The 15,592-nt window shown below is 62.6% G+C and carries 16 protein-coding genes; 7 read left to right on the top strand and 9 right to left on the bottom strand.

Annotated elements, in window-relative coordinates; all coding sequences use genetic code 11:
- The first annotated feature begins 51 nt into the window (after positions 1–51).
- The 5 genes from AACY45_RS17235 (at position 52) to AACY45_RS17215 (ending at position 4,402) form a co-directional block, all read left to right on the top strand.
- The gene (locus AACY45_RS17235; RefSeq protein WP_095170187.1) at positions 52–354 is read left to right on the top strand and encodes a MazG-like family protein; all 303 of its coding nucleotides are present in this window, start codon (positions 52–54) and stop codon (positions 352–354) included.
- Positions 354–1,103 carry a methyltransferase gene (locus AACY45_RS17230; protein WP_339546574.1) on the top strand — a complete coding sequence of 250 codons (750 nt, stop codon included), beginning with the start codon at positions 354–356 and terminating at the stop codon, positions 1,101–1,103. Before AACY45_RS17235 ends, AACY45_RS17230 begins: the two co-directional genes overlap by 1 nt.
- 23 nt (positions 1,104–1,126) lie before the next feature.
- Positions 1,127–1,747, top strand: a complete 621-nt coding sequence (locus AACY45_RS17225) for a DUF4136 domain-containing protein (protein WP_339546573.1) — start codon at positions 1,127–1,129, stop codon at positions 1,745–1,747.
- A gap of 40 nt (positions 1,748–1,787) precedes the next feature.
- Entirely contained in the window at positions 1,788–2,345 is a 558-nt protein-coding gene (locus AACY45_RS17220; RefSeq protein ID WP_339546571.1) for a DUF4136 domain-containing protein, read from the top strand.
- Between the two features lie 104 nt (positions 2,346–2,449).
- Complete coding sequence (locus AACY45_RS17215; RefSeq protein WP_339546570.1) at positions 2,450–4,402, top strand: pilus assembly protein TadG-related protein; 1,953 nt, start codon at positions 2,450–2,452, stop codon at positions 4,400–4,402.
- Here AACY45_RS17215 and AACY45_RS17210 read toward each other — a convergent pair.
- Positions 4,399–7,143 (bottom strand): ATP-binding protein, encoded by a 2,745-nt coding sequence (locus tag AACY45_RS17210; protein ID WP_445261194.1) that lies wholly within the window; start codon positions 7,141–7,143, stop codon positions 4,399–4,401. The genes AACY45_RS17215 and AACY45_RS17210 overlap by 4 nt on opposite strands.
- Positions 7,140–7,586: a TadE/TadG family type IV pilus assembly protein gene (locus AACY45_RS17205; protein ID WP_339546568.1), complete on the bottom strand. Its 447-nt coding sequence runs from the start codon at positions 7,584–7,586 to the stop codon at positions 7,140–7,142. Before AACY45_RS17205 ends, AACY45_RS17210 begins: the two co-directional genes overlap by 4 nt.
- 75 nt (positions 7,587–7,661) lie before the next feature.
- On the opposite strand from AACY45_RS17205, the gene AACY45_RS17200 reads away from it, so the two are divergent.
- Entirely contained in the window at positions 7,662–8,132 is a 471-nt protein-coding gene (locus AACY45_RS17200) for a prepilin peptidase (RefSeq protein ID WP_339546567.1), read from the top strand.
- A 125-nt stretch (positions 8,133–8,257) separates the two neighbouring features.
- Entirely contained in the window at positions 8,258–9,049 is a 792-nt protein-coding gene (locus AACY45_RS17195; RefSeq protein WP_339546566.1) for a response regulator transcription factor, read from the top strand.
- 18 nt (positions 9,050–9,067) lie between these two features.
- Here the strand turns inward: AACY45_RS17195 and AACY45_RS17190 are convergent, their stop codons facing one another.
- The 7 genes from AACY45_RS17190 to AACY45_RS17160 are packed head-to-tail and all read right to left on the bottom strand — an operon-like array spanning position 9,068 to position 15,559.
- The gene (locus tag AACY45_RS17190; RefSeq protein ID WP_339546565.1) at positions 9,068–9,337 is read right to left on the bottom strand and encodes a DUF3613 domain-containing protein; all 270 of its coding nucleotides are present in this window, start codon (positions 9,335–9,337) and stop codon (positions 9,068–9,070) included.
- Positions 9,338–9,355: 18 nt separating this feature from the next.
- Positions 9,356–10,075, bottom strand: coding sequence for a tetratricopeptide repeat protein (locus AACY45_RS17185; RefSeq protein WP_339546564.1), 720 nt, complete (start codon positions 10,073–10,075; stop codon positions 9,356–9,358).
- Positions 10,076–10,085: 10 nt separating this feature from the next.
- The gene (locus AACY45_RS17180; protein ID WP_339546563.1) at positions 10,086–10,970 is read right to left on the bottom strand and encodes a type II secretion system F family protein; all 885 of its coding nucleotides are present in this window, start codon (positions 10,968–10,970) and stop codon (positions 10,086–10,088) included.
- Position 10,971: 1 nt separating this feature from the next.
- Positions 10,972–11,856, bottom strand: a complete 885-nt coding sequence (locus AACY45_RS17175) for a type II secretion system F family protein (RefSeq protein WP_339546562.1) — start codon at positions 11,854–11,856, stop codon at positions 10,972–10,974.
- Positions 11,857–11,874: 18 nt separating this feature from the next.
- Entirely contained in the window at positions 11,875–13,149 is a 1,275-nt protein-coding gene (locus AACY45_RS17170) for a CpaF family protein (RefSeq protein WP_339546561.1), read from the bottom strand.
- The gene (locus AACY45_RS17165; RefSeq protein WP_339546560.1) at positions 13,146–14,354 is read right to left on the bottom strand and encodes an AAA family ATPase; all 1,209 of its coding nucleotides are present in this window, start codon (positions 14,352–14,354) and stop codon (positions 13,146–13,148) included. The genes AACY45_RS17170 and AACY45_RS17165 overlap by 4 nt, the downstream gene beginning before the upstream one ends.
- Positions 14,351–15,559: a type II and III secretion system protein family protein gene (locus AACY45_RS17160; RefSeq protein ID WP_445261195.1), complete on the bottom strand. Its 1,209-nt coding sequence runs from the start codon at positions 15,557–15,559 to the stop codon at positions 14,351–14,353. The genes AACY45_RS17165 and AACY45_RS17160 overlap by 4 nt, the downstream gene beginning before the upstream one ends.
- Positions 15,560–15,592: the final 33 nt, after the last annotated feature.

The following is a 15,592-nucleotide window of genomic DNA, read 5'->3' as shown; positions in this document are numbered from 1 at the left end:
CTTGCTTCCTGCGGTCATCCGCCCGAAGCTATACGCCTTCAGGAGAGCCCGATGAACCTTGTTGAACTGACCGAACGCCTGCACAGCATCCGCGACCGCAATGACTGGCGGCAATTTCATAGCCCGAAAAACCTCGCCATGGCCGCCAGTGTGGAAATGGCCGAGCTGGTGGAAATCTTCCAGTGGTTGAGCGAAGACCAGTCGCGCCAGTTGCCGCCCGACACCCTGGCCCACGCCGGCCAGGAAGTGGGGGACATCGTGCTCTATCTCCTGCTGCTGTGCAGCGAGCTGGGGTTGGACATGGAACAGGTGGTGCGCAGCAAGCTGGCCGACAGCGAACGGCGGTTCAGCTGATGAGCGACCGTCATTTCGATCAGTTGGCGACCCGCTTCGCGGAAAAAATCTACGGCGGTGCCAAGGGCGCGATCCGTCTCGCGGTGTTGCAGGCGGACCTGGCGCAAACCTTGCCGGACCGCCCGCTGCGGGTACTGGACATCGGCGCCGGGCTGGGCCATATGTCGCTGTGGCTGGCCGAGCGCGGGCATCAGGTGACCCTGGCCGAGCCGGCCGAACCGATGCTCGAAGGTGCCCGCCAGCGTTTCGCCGAGGCCGGACAAACCGCGACCTTCATCCAGGCGCCCTGGCAGGAACTGCTCGGGCAGCTCACCGAGCCCTATGACCTGGTGTTGTGTCATGCGGTGCTGGAGTGGCTGGCCGAACCCCACGCGATTCTGCCGGTGCTGCATCAACTGACCGCGCAGGGCGGTTGGTTGTCGCTGGCGTTCTACAACCGCGATGCGCTGATTTACCGCAATTTGCTCAAGGGGCACTTCCGCAAGATGCGCAAGAACGACATGGCGGGCGAGAAGCAGAGCCTGACCCCACAAATGCCCCTGGATCCACGCGAACTGGCGACGCAACTGCAAGGCCTGTGGACGGTCGAAACCCAGAGTGGGGTGCGGGTTTTCCATGACTACATGCCCGTGGAGTTCCAGGCCCGTGCCGAACTGCTCGACTTGCTGGAGATGGAGTTGGCGCACCGTCGTCACCCGACATTCGCCGGGCTGGGGCGTTACCTGCACTGGATCTGTCGCCCGGTCTGACCCCGATACCTGTGGAGGGCATCATGAAACGCCGTCTTGGATTGATCGCCTTGTGCCTGGGGCTTGGCGCCTGCCAGGGCAGCAACCCCTACGTCGCCAGTTCCAGGCCCCTGCCACCGGCGCCGCCGCAAGCGGCCCAGACGTTCGACCGCAGCGCCTACCCGGCGGCCCCGCGAGACTTCAGTCGTTACCGCAGTTGGGCCTGGCTCGACGGCCAACTGCCCAATGGCTCGGCCTGGGCGGACTCGGCGCAGATCGCCGAAACCGTGAGCAACGCCCTCGACCAGCGAGGCCTGCGCCCCTTGCATGACCCGCACACGGCAGACCTGCTGGTCAGCGCCGACCTGCACCAGGAAACCCGCCTGCAGCAGGTGCAGGACGATTACGGTTATGGCGCCTACGGCGGTTACAGCCGTTATGGCAACGGCTATGGCAGTGGCGTCGGCATGTACAACACGGTGCCGATTGTGCGCACCTACCAGATCCAGGTGCTGGTGGTGCGGGTCGATCTGTACGACGCGGGCACCGGCCAACCGGTGTGGAGCGCCAGCGCCGAAACCAGCGTCGAGGGAAATGAACGCAAGCGCGGGGATGCATTAAGAGAAGCTGTTCAAAAGGCCGTAGCGGCGTATCCTCCTTCTTAATGACTCGCATTCGTGTGCGGGCCTGAACCGGAGAAAAACCATGTTCCGCCGTCTCGCATTCGTGGCCTGCGCTGTGTTGCTCAGTGCTTGCCAGTCCAACCAGGTCAATCACGACTTTGACGCCAGCCGCGACTTCGCCGCCTACCACAGCTGGACCTGGAAGGAGCCCGCCCTGCAATACCGCCCGGACGATCCGCGGATCCAGAGCGACCTCACCGAGCAGCGCATTCGCCAGTCGGTGGCCGATCAACTCGACCAGCGTGGCCTGCGCCCGGCAGCAGGCAGCAGCAAGGGTGATCTCAATGTACAGACCTACCTGATCATCGAAGAGCGCCAGCAACAGGTCACCACCAACTACGGCGGTGCCTGGGGCAACCCGTGGAACGGATACTGGGGCGCGCCGATGTACAACGAAACCCGCAATGTCAGCTACAAAGTCGCCACCATCCAGATCGACCTGCTGGACGGCAAGGACGGCAAGCTGGTGTGGCGCGGCAGTGACGAACAGATGCTCAGCCGCTCACCCAATCCCAGCGATCGCAGCAACGCGATTCGCGAGACGGTGACGCGGATCCTGAGTAACTACCCACCAAGATAAGCCCGCCCGAGCGACCATCTGGCGGCGGCACTGGCAACTTGCCAGCGCCGCCCGCGCGCGTTGACTACACTGCGAACACTACTGGAGGTAGCAAGGAGTGCTCGATGTCTCCTCGTTCATGCTTTCGCGGTCGAGGTCGCCAGCGTGGGGCCATTGGCCTGGTCGCGGCAATGACCCTTGGCCTGGCGCTGTTGTTTGCGCTGCTGGTGGTTGACAGCGGTCGACTGTATCTGGAACAGCGCAAGTTGCAGCGGGTGGTCGACACCGCAGCGCTGGAAGCGGTGACTCGCGGTGGGCATTGTCAGGCAGCCAATACGGCAATGACCTACGCGACGCAAAGTGCAGCGCGCAACGGGTTCAGTACCAACGCAGAGCAAACCCTCGCGATTGAATGCGGCACCCTCACCACCGGTAACGATAACCTGCGGCAGTTCAGCGCTGATGCCAGCAAGTCTGAAGCCATTCGGGTCGTTGCCCATAATTCCGTGCCTCGCAGCATTGCTTCCGGTGTGGCGGCGCTGTTCTCCAGCGGGCCGCTGCCATTGCGCACCGGGCTGACCGCCACCGCCGTTGCTGCATCGCCCTCTCCGCTGGCGATGCTGACTATCCGCACCACCCTGGGTGTCATCGACAGCACCAAGTCGGGCCTGCTCGATGCGCTGATCGGCGGCATGCTGGGTGGTAATTTGAAGCTGGCTGCCGGCGGTTGGGAAGGGTTGGTCAATACCAACATCAAGCTTCTGAGCTATCTGGATCAGTTGGCGGTGGATTTGGCTCTTAACGCCGGCGACTACGAAACGCTGCTCAGTACGGCGGTGTCGCCCACTCAGTTGATCGACGCGGCGATCAAGGTCCTGAGCAAAGGCGGTGCAACGGCCGAGGTCGCCGTGCAGGCGCTGCAGTCCATCAGCAACATTTCCAGTGCGGCGCAGACACTAAAGCTGGGGGATGTGTTGAACGTGCAGACAGGGGCATCCACGGCGGGCCTGGATTCCACTGTGCAGGTTTTCCAGTTGGTCCAGGCGGTTGCCCAACTCGCCAACAGTAAAAGTGCCGCTGCGGTGTCGACCGAGGTGAACATACCGCTGATTGGCACGGTGGGCATTACGCTCAAGGTGATCGAGCCGCCCCAGTTATCGACGATCGGCAATCCGGCGCTGGCCAAGGCTGGCCTGGCCACCGGCAAGGATCAGATTTTTGTCCGTACGGCCCAGGTCAGGGCCCTGGTCTCCGTCGAGCTGCCGATACTCAAGACCATTTCCCAGTTGGTATCGGCGCTTCCCGACTTGTTGACGCCGGTTTCGGGGGTAGTGAACAACCTGTTGCACCTTAATCTGGTGGGCGTGGTGAATTCGCTTTTATGCCTGGTCATCGCGCCTTGCGAAAACACCGTCCTGTCGATTGCTTCCAGGCTGGATATCAGCCTGGAAGCCGCCAGTGCCAAAAGCTACCTTTCCGACTACAACTGCGCCAGCGAGGCCACCAAGAGCGTGACGGTCCAGGCAACCACTTCCGTCGCGAATCTGGGCATCGGCAAGATTGATCCGGTCCAGGCTTTTTCCTCGGCTGCGGCCATTACCGTAGAGCCTGTACGGTTGATAGATATCGGCGTTAGAACCTGCGCGGGTATTCTGGGCTGTGGTCCCGTTACGTTAGGTAAGGGTGGAGGACTGGGGCTCAAAGCGCAAACCAGTATCGGCGAGCGTTCGCAAAGCCTGGTCTATCCGTTGCCCCCTAATATCGGTGAGCCTGCGCAGTATCAAGCGATAGACTCGATCAACATCCTTACAGGTCTGGGCAATACCTTGAGCGGTCTGCAGGTGACCTCCTATGTTCCGCCCAGCGGGAACATCACCGGCAATGCACTGGCGCAGGTGGCGGGGTTGTTGAATCAGGTCAGCACGATCCTGGTCAATGCCGTGCAGGGATTCATCGGGCCGTTGCTGGATCCGCTCGTCAACACCTTGCTCAAGGCCCTGGGGATCAGTCTGGGGAACGCGGAGATTGGTGCCAACCTCAGCTGTCATGCCGGCGGTAGAGCGCAGTTGGCTCTCTAGCGCGACTCGGCAACCGGCAACTCAATGCAGAAGCAAGCACCTTGCTCGGCGTTGCGCACGCTCAACTGCCCGCCCATGTTCTGCACGATGCCATAGCTCACCGATAACCCCAGGCCGGTGCCGACACCCACCGGCTTGGTGGTGAAGAACGGTTCGAAGATGCGCTCCAGCAGGCGCGGGTCGATGCCGCCGCCGTTGTCTTCGACCCACAGGCGCACCGTGCGCGCATCGGCCTCGGCGCGCAGGGTGATCCAGGGTTCAAATTCGCGCTGCACTTCACGCTTGCTCAACAGGGCATCGCGGGCGTTGACCAGCAGGTTGATCAACACTTGCTCCAGTTGATCGACATGGCCGCGGACCAGCACCTCGATGTCGAGGTGCTGGATGCGCAACTCCACGCCCTTGCCGCGCATGCCTTCGGCCAGCAGGGCCAGGGTGCCTTCCACCGCCTGCGCCGGATTGAACGGCTGCTGCTCGATTTCCGAACGCCGGCCAAACACCCGCATGTGATCGACCACCCGCGCCGCGCGCTGGACCTGGGTGTCGATACGGCTGAGCTTGTCTTGCAGGTAGTCGGCCGGTACATCGCCGTTGCTCAAGCGTTTGAGCACATTGGCGACGGCCATGCGCATGACGTTCAGCGGCTGGTTGATTTCATGGGCCAGGCCCGTGGCCATTTCCCCGAGGGTGGCCATCTTGGCGCTTTGCGTCAGCTGTTGTTGGGAGCGCCGCACTTCAGTGTTGTCGCGGCCCACCGCCTGGACTTCCAGCAGGTGCCCCTGTTCATCGAACACCCCGCGGTCCGACCACACCCACCAGGCGTGTTCGCGACCGGGCAGTTGCAGGCTGATTTCTGCGGTGCTGACCGGAAACTCCGGCGTCAGTTGCTGGATGCGCAACAGGAACGCTTCGCGCTGTTCGGCTGACAACCAACTGCCCAGGTCGACCCCTGGCAATTGCTCCGGCGGGCACTCCAAATACTTGGCCAGTGGCCGGTTGGCGAAGGTCAGCGTCAGGTCGGGACGATAACGGCAGATCATCGCCGGCGAATCCTCCACCAGGATCCGGTAGCGCTCCTCGCTCTGGCGAACCTGCTCGGTGGCCAGCGTGGCCTCGGTGTCGTCCAGCCACAGGCCGACGGCCTCAACCGGTACGCCAAGGTCATTGCGCAGCAGGCGCGCCTCGTCCAGCAACCAGTGGTAGGCGCCGGCCCGGTCGCGCATGCGGTAGCGCGCGCGAACGCTGCCTTCGCGTAGCAACTGGCGGGTGCGGGCGAAATACAGGTCGCGGTCGTCGGGGTGGATGCGTTCGATCAGGCTGGTTTCGGTCAGTTCGCTCAGTTGCCAACCGAGCAGCGGCAGTAGGCTGTCGCTGAAAAAACAGGGCTGCAGTGCACCTTCCTCATACCGTTGCACGTAGATCACCGCGGGCGAACTGGCGATCAGATTGTCCAGCCGGGCATGGGCGGCGGCGGCTTGTTGCTGTTGATTCTTGATGTCGCTGATATCAAGCATGAACCCCACTCGCCGGCGCTGCTCGCCCAACTGCAACACCTGACCTTGTAGGCGATACCAGATGGGGGCGTGGCACTCATCGCGATCTTGCAGGCGTACGCTGAGCAGCAGGGGGCGGTCGCACTGGAGCAGATCCTGCAGGCGGCTCTGCAGTTCGGCGCGGTCGACCGGATGGAACACCGCCAGCCACTCGCTGAGGGGCAGTTGCGCGTGTTCCAGGTGCAGGTTGAGGGCCAGTTGCGGGGCCAGTTGCATCTCATCGTGCAGCTCCCACCAGCCGCTGCCGAGCAGACCTTGCAGGGCGTCGAGTCGTTGCAGTTGCTGCTGTTGCTGCTGCTCGCGCAGGCGCCCCAGTAGTGGCCCGGCCAGGGCGGCGAGCAGCAGCAACCAATCACGCTCGCCGAGGACCGGCGCAGACTGCATCGCTGGATAAAAGCCACAGAGCAGCCAGGCGCCAATTCCGTGGGCGTCGCGATACGGCACCAGCAAGCCTTCGGCATCGGCAAAGATGTCCCGCAGGCGCGGAGCAAGGCTCAAGCCCTGAACGCCGTGCAGGGCGTGCGGGTGACTGCCGTCCAGGCTGTCCAGGCCAGTGCCCAGTGACTGGCCGGTGTGCCAGAGCCGGGGAGCATCGTGGGCGTGGTACTGGCTGTGAATCCGCCAGTCCTGATGGGTGTCATCGAGCAGGGCAATGGCCACGCAGGGGATCCGCCACTGCTGGGCCAGGTCCTGCAGTTGTTCGCGCACAACCTCGGGCAGGCGCGTCAGGCTGCACAGGCGCAGTTGCTCACTGCAACGCGCGGCGAGGGCCTGGCAGGTATCCCGATGTTGGGCCTGTTGACGCTCTTGCAGCAAGTCACCGATATCCAGCAGTTGCAGGAGCCAGCCTTCCTCAGACGGTTGTGCCCAGCCGCGCAGGTGCAGGGTGGCTGCCCCCCTGCCGATAAAGTCCAAGTCCAGGCTGTGCCCGTGCCATTCGCTGGGTGGGCCGTCGACCGCCATCCGGCTGCCGGGCAGGAGGTAGTCGCCCAGGTGCAGGGCAGTGCTGGCTGATAGTGGGTGGGCGAGCAAATGGCGCACGGGGCCGCTGATCTGTACCACCCGACCTTGCGCATCCAGTTGCAGGTGCAGCCCCACGCTGGGTACGACCGGGCGCTCAAGGGAGGGCCGCGGCACGGCGGGGGAACGCTGCAGCCATCGCCCGAACAGCTTGCCAGCGGGCCTCAAAATTGAATGCTCGACTGCACACTCAGGCTGGTCGGCAGGCTGGGAACCGTGCCCACTCCCGGCAACACCAGGAACGGAATCACCTGGTTGAGCTTGCTGGTGGGGTAGGTCACGCTGGCGGTCAACTGGCCTGCGCTGTAGACCGCCTTGGCATCGCCGCCAGTGCCGTAGGTGAGGTTGAAGGCGTCGGGCACCCAGGACAGTTGTTGCTGCAGGACGGCGTTGGCCAGGTCGACCACGGCCGTTGGATAGTCGTCGGTGTTGGGGTCCAGGGCAACGCTGCGGCGCACCGCCTCGGCCGTGGCCTCATTGAAGGACTGCATCAGCAACAACGGCACGCTGTAGCTGACGATGGCGTAGAACACCGCGAAAAAAATCACGAACACCAAGGCGAACTCAATGGCGACAGCGCCTTTTTGTTTGTGCGGCAGGTCTGTTTTCATGAGTGCGTCTACCCTGACTACTACAACGTGCCTTGAGCATAGAATCATTCCGCCAACATGGACGATTTTTCCCGGATGCACAGTCTTGTCCTCATGATCTGGCTGGCGCTGTGCGCGGCCCAGGATGTTCAGCAGCGCCACATTGCCAATCGCCTGACGCTTGGCGCGGGGGCCGCGGCATTGGCCTACCTGCTATGGAGCGGTTCCACCTGGCTGGGCGCACCGGCCGAGCAGGGGGGCTGGGCCTGTTTGCTGGCGCTGGCGTTCACCTTGCCGGGGTATGCCCTGGGACGAATGGGCGCCGGCGACGTGAAGCTGATGGCGACGATCGGTCTGGCCACCGAGCCGGTCCATTTGCTGGGCAGTTTTATCGGTGCCGGTGTGCTGAGTGCCCTGTGGCTGTTACTGGCACCAATGGTCTGGCCACTTATGGCTCAAGGACTTAGGAGGCGTGTTGTGTTTCTTGCGCCTGAACTGTCAAAAAAACCACCTTTTGCTCCCTTCGTGTTCCTCGGCCTGTTTCTGACGATGGCCTGGATTCAATAGGCTCCGTGCAGCCATATTGCTATGTACATAGTCAGGAAGTACGTCTACTTTCAGATCACAAGTTGTACTGTTTTTGGCTGTGGTTACAGCAATCATCAGCTCTCGGCCTGAACATGGAGTGGCGAGTGAACGAGTCCACATCGGCAGTAAAAGTATTAGTGGTCGACGATGATCCGTTGATTGTTGAAGAGCTCTGCGAATTCCTGGAAAACAGCGGCTACACCTGCATTCCCTGTGGGTTAGGCCAGCAGGCCATCGAGTGCTTCAGCCAGGACGCGGACATTGGCCTGGTCCTGTGTGACTTGCACATGCCGGACCTTGATGGCATCGAACTGGTGCATGCGCTACAGCGAGTGGCGGGCAAGCACCGCGCGTTCGAAGCGATCATGCTCACCGGGCGAGCCGACAAGCAGGATGTGATCAAGGCATTGCGGGCCGGGATCGCGGACTACTACCAGAAACCGATCAACCTCAACGAACTGCTCGAGGGCCTGCAGCGCCAGGAGTCTGCCCTGCAGGAACGGCAGAAGGACCTGCAGCTGGGGCACTTGAACCAGAAGCTGCAGCACCTTTCCGAAACCATCAACGACCTCTACCAGGACATCGACAAAGTCCGCCGGACACCGTCGACCGACGCCTCGCACAACGGCGCAGCCGACGCTGGCAGTAGTGCGGAGCAGGCCCAGATCCCGGCGCTGTTCAACCAGCTCTCACCCCGTCAGCTGGACGTCGCGCGCCTGGTCGGCAAGGGCCAGACCAACTATCAGATCGCCTGTGCACTGGGCATCACCGAGAACACGGTGAAGCTGTATGTGTCCCAGGTCCTGCGCTTGACCCACATGCATAACCGCACGCAATTGGCGTTGGCGTTGTCGCCGAGCAATTCGCTCAGGCACCAGCAAGTGACCGCGCATTAGTCGAGGGCGATCTGCCGTTCAGTTGCCGGACGACAGCTCGCCGGCACTGTCCTGATCGTAGAGATCCGGAATGGTATAGCTGAACTTCTTCAGCCAGCGCTGCAGCGCCAATTCGCGCTCGGTGGCGGTAGCGGTCTGTGGTGTGGTGGAGGCAGCCTTGTTGCTGCTTTGCAGCACCAGCCACCCTTCGGTTTCCTGTTGTTGTGCCGAGGCCGGCCCCGACTCAATCGCTACGGCGCTCAGGGGCAAGCCCAGCAGGACCAGGCAGGCAACAGTCGCTAGTTTCATCTGCGGTTCTCCTGCAGGTTACTTGAGGCTGATCGATGGGGTGTCGGCTGCAGCCACCCGGTCGCGGGCAGCCGACCTGACGGTGGGCGGAACCTTGAGTCGTTCCGCGTGGGCCCGCGCGTTGGTGAATTGTTCCGGACTCAGCCCGGCACTGCTGACCACTTCGGCGGCTTGCTTCCAGTTGTCCTGATAGATCAGCAGCGTCACCAGATTGACCGCCGGCAAGGGGTCACTCTGCTTCAGTTCAATGGCAGTGAGAAATTCGAAGCGGGCCTCGTCCAGGCGTAGCTGGTTGAGATAGACCACACCCAAGTCATTGCGGATTTTTTCGTTGGTGGGTGCCAGGCGCGCAGCCCGTTGCAGATGCGCCTGGGCCTGGTCGTTATCCCCGCGAGCCGCATACAACTGGCCCAGACCATGTTCAGCTTCAGCCGACAAACAGGTACCCACCAGGCTGCGATACAGCGGCTCAGCTTCGCTACGGCCCAGCAGGCGATAGGCCCGGGCCTTGCGCAAGCGCACTTCATTGAGGTTGTCGGGGAGCTTTTCCAGGTTGGCCAGGCTGGCGTGCAGCTTACCGTCGCTGGCCATGTCGTCGGCCAGGTTCACCGCCAGTTCCTGCTCGGAATTGAGCCGGGCGCAACTGCCCGATGAAGTCAACGCCGACCAGGGGCTTGGTCCCCCCGTGGCGCAACCGCTGAGCATCAACAGACTTGCTGCAAGCATCAATATTCTCATCAGCGTCTCTCTAAGAGCCGAACGCGCGGGCAATGGCGGTGAAGCCTGGGCCACCCAGAACGATCAGCAAAGCGGGGAACAGAAACAGCATCATCACCACCGACATTTTCGCGGACATCTTCGAGATGTATTCCTGCTGGTGTGTCAGGCGTCGATCGTCGAGCAGTTGCTTGAGTGCCAGCAGCGATTTCATTGCCCCGCCGCCTTGCTGAATCAGTTGCTGGAGGATCACGCAGGTGTCGTTGAACTCATCCACCGCCAACAGGGCTGCACTCTGGTTCAGCTCCTGGCCCAACTCCAGGCCCGAGTCGACCCGGGCCAGAACCAGGCGCAGTTCGCTGGTCAGTTCCGGCAGCAGTTTTTGTGCTTGCGTACTCAACACCCGAAGTGCCTGTTCCACGGCCATGCCTGATTCGAAGAGGATGCGCAGCAAGGGGATGAAGGTCGAGATTTCTCTGGCAATGATTTGTTGCCGGCGTTTGGCCGCGTAGGCCAATACCCGTTTTGGCAGCAGGTAACCAACCCCCATCAGCAGCAGCGGCACTAACCATGGATGACTGGCGGCGGGGAAAAAAACCTCGCGGAAAAATACCGCCAGCCCCAGCACCAGCAAGGGAGTGCCGACCTGGATGGCGGCAAACAACGAGCGGTCACTGGCTCGACGCCAACCCAGGCGGGCGAGCAAGGCCAGGGTCTCGTTGTCGGTGCTTACCGAGCGCTGGCTGAGCCTGTTGTCGCCCAGTACCCGCAGGTAACTGCTCAGACGGCTGTCGCGCACCATGTGGCCCTGCAGGCGCTGCGCTACCTGACGCTCGCGCCGTTTTTGCTGCAGCACGCTGCCCAGGGCCAGGACCGCGGCAGCGAATAACAAAAGGGCACTGGCCAGGATCGCCATCTCAAATACTCCGCAACATGCGCCACAGCGCCAGTGAGCCGAAAATCTGTAGCAGTACCGCGCTGATCAGCATGTGCTGGCCGCTGGGGTCGCGCCACATACCGAGCATGTAGTTGGGGTTGGTCATCAGGAAATAGCATGCCATGCAAATCGGCAGCAGTCCCAGTACCCAGGCGGTCAAGCGAGTTTCGCCCGTCATGGCGCGCAGTTGCCGTGCCCCCTGTTCGCGTTCGCGAATCAGCTTGATCAGGTTCTCCAACAGTTCGCTGGCATTGCCACCATAACGATGGTTGACCTTCAACCCCAGGGCAAACATGCGCAGTACATCCTGGTCGTAGAGTTCGGCAAAGTCGTGGACGGCATCAGGCAGATTGACCCCCAGTTGCACGTTGCGTTGTACGCGACCCAAGGCGTTTTTCAGTGGGTCGGCGCTGGCTTCGATACTGCCCATTACCGCGTCCGCCAGGGTTCTCCCGGACTTGAGGCTGCGCACGGTGTGGTCGAGCAGTTGCGGCAGTTGCTCGATCATCCGCCGCAAACGGCGTTGATAGCGCCAGGCGATGTACAGTCGTAGCCCCAGCGGCGGTAGCAGCAACAAGGCCAGCAGGCCCGACCAGCCCGCCACGGCAAAACCGATCAGCATCGATAGGCTCCAGAGCAGCAACCACAGGCCCAGGCGCTCGGTCGGGCGCCCCAGGCCTGCCCGCAGGAACGAGCGCTCCAGGCCACTCCAGCGGGTTTTTTGCAACTCAAGCTGCGGTTGCCCTTGGGCCAGGCGGTCCATCACACGCTCAATGCCGGTTTGGCGCATACCATGAAAGAACAGGTGGATCGATAACCCGAGTAACACCAGGCAAATCAGGCTCAGCAATAGCGGTGCAAGCATGGTGGTGGCCTCGCCAGGTCAGTTGAGTGTCAGGCCCGATTCCCGGCGCAGCTTGTCGCCCGCGGGATTGACCGCCTCGCGCAGGAAGCCGAAACCCGTGCGGCGGTCGAGGCGAAACAGGGTGTTGGTGACGTAGATGTCGTCGCGGATGCCCACCACTTCCACCACCTCGCTGACGCAGCGTCGACCGTCGGGCATGCGCGTCAACTGGATCACCACATCGAGCGCGGCGCAGATCATCTGGCGCAGCGTGCGCTCGGCGATCTGGCGGCCGGTCAGGCCCACCAGGGTCTCCAGGCGCAACAACGCGTCCTGGGCGTTGTTGGCGTGCACGGTGCTCATCGAGCCGTCGTGACCGGTGTTCATCGCGGTCAGCACGTCGAGCACTTCGACGCCGCGGATTTCCCCGAGGATGATGCGGTCCGGGCGCATCCGCAGGGCATTGCGGATCAGGTCGCTGGCCTTGACCTCGCCATGGCCCTCGGCATTCGGCGGGCGGGTTTCCAGGCGCACCACGTGGGGGTGGCCCAGTTGCAGTTCGGCGATGTCTTCGATGGTGACCAGGCGTTCGTGGGGGTTGATCAACTGGCTGAGGATGTTCAGCAATGTGGTCTTGCCGGTGCCGGTACCGCCGCTGATGAGGATGTTGCAGCGGCGGCCGACGGCTTCCTGGAGGAACTCGAAAATCGCCTGGTCGATGGTCTGCATGGCCATCAGGTCGGTGCTTCGGAGCATGTCCTTGCGGAATTTGCGAATCGACAGGCAGGGGCCGTCCAGGGCAATCGGCGGGATGATCGCGTTGACCCGGCTGCCGTCGGGCATGCGCGCATCGACCATCGGCGAGGACTCGTCCAGGCGCCGGCCCAGGGGCGCGAGGATGCGTTGCATGACCCGTTCGACGTGGTGCGCGTCGATGAAGCGCAGGTCACTCTGATGCAACACACCGTCGCGCTCGACGAACACCCGGTGTGGACCGTTGACCAGGATCTCGGTCACGGCGGGGTCGCGCAGCAGCACTTCCAGGGGCCCGAAGCCGGTCAACTCATCGACGATTTCCTCCGACAGGCGCTCCATTTCATAGCGGGAAATGGCCAGGTGCAGGCGGGCGATGTAGTCGGCCACCTTGTCGGTGACAAACTGTGTCAGCAGTTGGCGGGAGCCTTCCAGCAGGTTTTTCCCGGACTCCTCGATGGCGTCGATGATGTAGCGGTGCAGGACCAGTTTCAGGCCTTCGTGGTCGCTGTTGCCGGTCGTTGGCCGGACGTTGGCGCCAAACAGTTTTTCGCCGCTCATTTGCTGCCTCGCAGACGGTTCAGCCAGCTGGTCTTGGGTTTGTCCGGGTGTTCGGAGCGCCGGGCCAGGCGTTCTCCCAGGCTGCGCAGGGCTTGGGTGAGGCCTTCGCGGGGGGCCAGTTCGAACAGGGTGATCCCCTGGTTTTTTGCGTTGAGGCGCACCTCCGGGCTGTAGGCCAGCGTGGCCATGACCTCCAGGCCGAAGCTTTTGCCCAGGGCGTCGGCGTCGGGGGCGACGTTGCGCAGGTAGCGATCCACCAGCAGTTGGGCATGTTCCAGCTTCATGCCTTTTTCACGCCACAGGTTGAGCACGGCCAGGTTGCGTCGGCAGTCGAGCACGCTTTGGTCGGTGTACCACAGCAACTTGTCGCAGTGGCTGACGAAGGTGCGCACCGCTTCGCAGTCGGGCTGGCCGGTGAGGTTCACGACGATGTGCTGGAAGTGTTGGCGCAAGGCGCTGAGCAGCATGAACAGCTCGGCGGCACTGGTGTGCTCCAGGGGTTCGTCGTTGCTGGCGTAGGCGAGGATGCGCAAACCGCCGGGGGTGGCGGTAAAGGCGCTGTCGATCAAGGTTGCATCGATGCGCCGCAGATGGCGCAGGGCGTCACCGAAGTGGAATGAGCTTTCCAGCCCGAGCAGGGCCAGGCTGTCGCCGTGGGGTAACCCCAGGTCCAGCAGCAGGGTCTGCTGGCCGCTCTTTTGCACGACCAGTGCCAGGTGGCTGGACAGCAGTGCACCGTCGGCGTCGCTTTGGGTGCCGAACAACACGCTCAGCCCCCCAAGCTGGGTGTTCGGTACCACCGGCGGCAGACGTTTGCTCAAGCGCCGAACCAGCCCGGCCACTTCACTGGAGCGCGAGCCGTAGGCGACAAAATCCCGGGCGCCGGCGCGCATCGCGTTGAGCACCAGTTGATTGTCCATGCCGTCACCCAGGGCGACGATCGCCAGCATCGGCTTGGCTTCCAGGGCGCCTTCGATCAGCGCGCTCTGGGCCACCACGTGTTCGCGGTCCAGGCCGACAAACACCAGGCTGGCGAAGGTCACGTCGACCAGTGCCAGCAACTCGTCAAGGTTGCCAACGCCCGCGCTGACCACCTGGCCCAGGGGCGCCAGGGCGCCTTGCAGCCACTCAAGGTCAGTGCTGTTGCGCGTGATGGCGACAAAGGTCTGGCTCAAGCTCTGGCTCTGGCTCTGGCTCTGGCTCATTGCGATAACCCACTGCGCTTGTCGAAGTTGCCGTTTTCCAGGAAGAACATGCGGTAGAAATTCGGGTCGTAGTTGCGCAGCTTTTCACCCGGCAAGGATGGTAACTGGGCATCGGCGGCCAGCGGTTGAACCAGGTGCGGGGTGACGATCATCAACAACTCGCGCTCCTCGCGGTTGATGTTCGTCTCGCGAAAGAACGCGCCCAGGATCGGGATGTCCCCCAGCCCTGGAAACTTGTTGACCTGGGAACTGTTGCGGGTGCTGATCAGGCCGCTGATGACGAAGCTTTCACCGTCGGCCAGGGAGATACTGGTGTCGGTACGCCGGATGGTCAGCGCTGGAACCAGGGTGCCGGCGATGTTCACCGCATTGTTGAAGTCCAGCTCGCTGACTTCCGGCGCCACTTTCAGGGAAATCCGGTTGCGCCCGACGATGGTCGGGGTCAGGGTCAGGCGAATGCCGAACTCCTTGTACTCGATGGACACGTTGTCGCTGCCGGAACTGGGAACCGGGATCGGAACTTCGCCGCCGGCCAGGAAACTCGCGCTCTGGCCACTGAGCGCCACCAGGCTGGGGCGGGCCAGGGTGTAGGCAAAGCCGCTGCCTTCCAGGGCATTGATCATCACCATGGTCTTGCCGCCGATCCAGGAGAAGTTGAACTGATCGTTGTTCACCGGCAGCCGACCCTGGACCACGCCGTCGATGGTCGGAAGCGTTCTGGGGGAGCCGAACAGGAAGTTGCCACGGGTGCCAAAAATCGAGGCCGAAGCTTCCTTGAGTTTGGTGCGGCTGACTTCCACAAAACGAATGTCGGTCTGTACCTGGCTGGGCAGCAGTGTCTCTTCGGAGGGCAGCTCGGCGGCCCGGGTCATGGCGGCCGTGGCCTTGCCCTGGACGAACACCATGCTTTGTCGCGGCGCAGTCGAACAGGCGGTCCAGACCATCAGGCTGGTGGCGCCAGGGGCCATTCCGGTGAGCAGGAAGGCATTGCTGCCACTGGGGTGAACATCGGCGATTTTCGGATCCCCGATGGCCAGGCGGGTAATCGCCACGGGCGACTGCAGGACCTGTTGCAATCCTTCCCCGACTTCCAGCACAGCGGGTAATGGGTCCAGCACGCTGCAATTGCCCGACGCCGCCAGGGCGACATCGACGGGCATGCCTACCAGGAGAAGGGCACAGATCATGCGGTGGTAGAGCAGCATGGAACGACTATGCATAGATATGCATCCTTGCTC

Source organism: Pseudomonas sp. RA_35y_Pfl2_P32 (assembly GCF_963970735.1).
Taxonomy (GTDB): domain Bacteria; phylum Pseudomonadota; class Gammaproteobacteria; order Pseudomonadales; family Pseudomonadaceae; genus Aquipseudomonas.
Note: the sequence above shows the minus strand (reverse complement) of the source record. Positions and strands in the feature narration are given on the sequence as shown.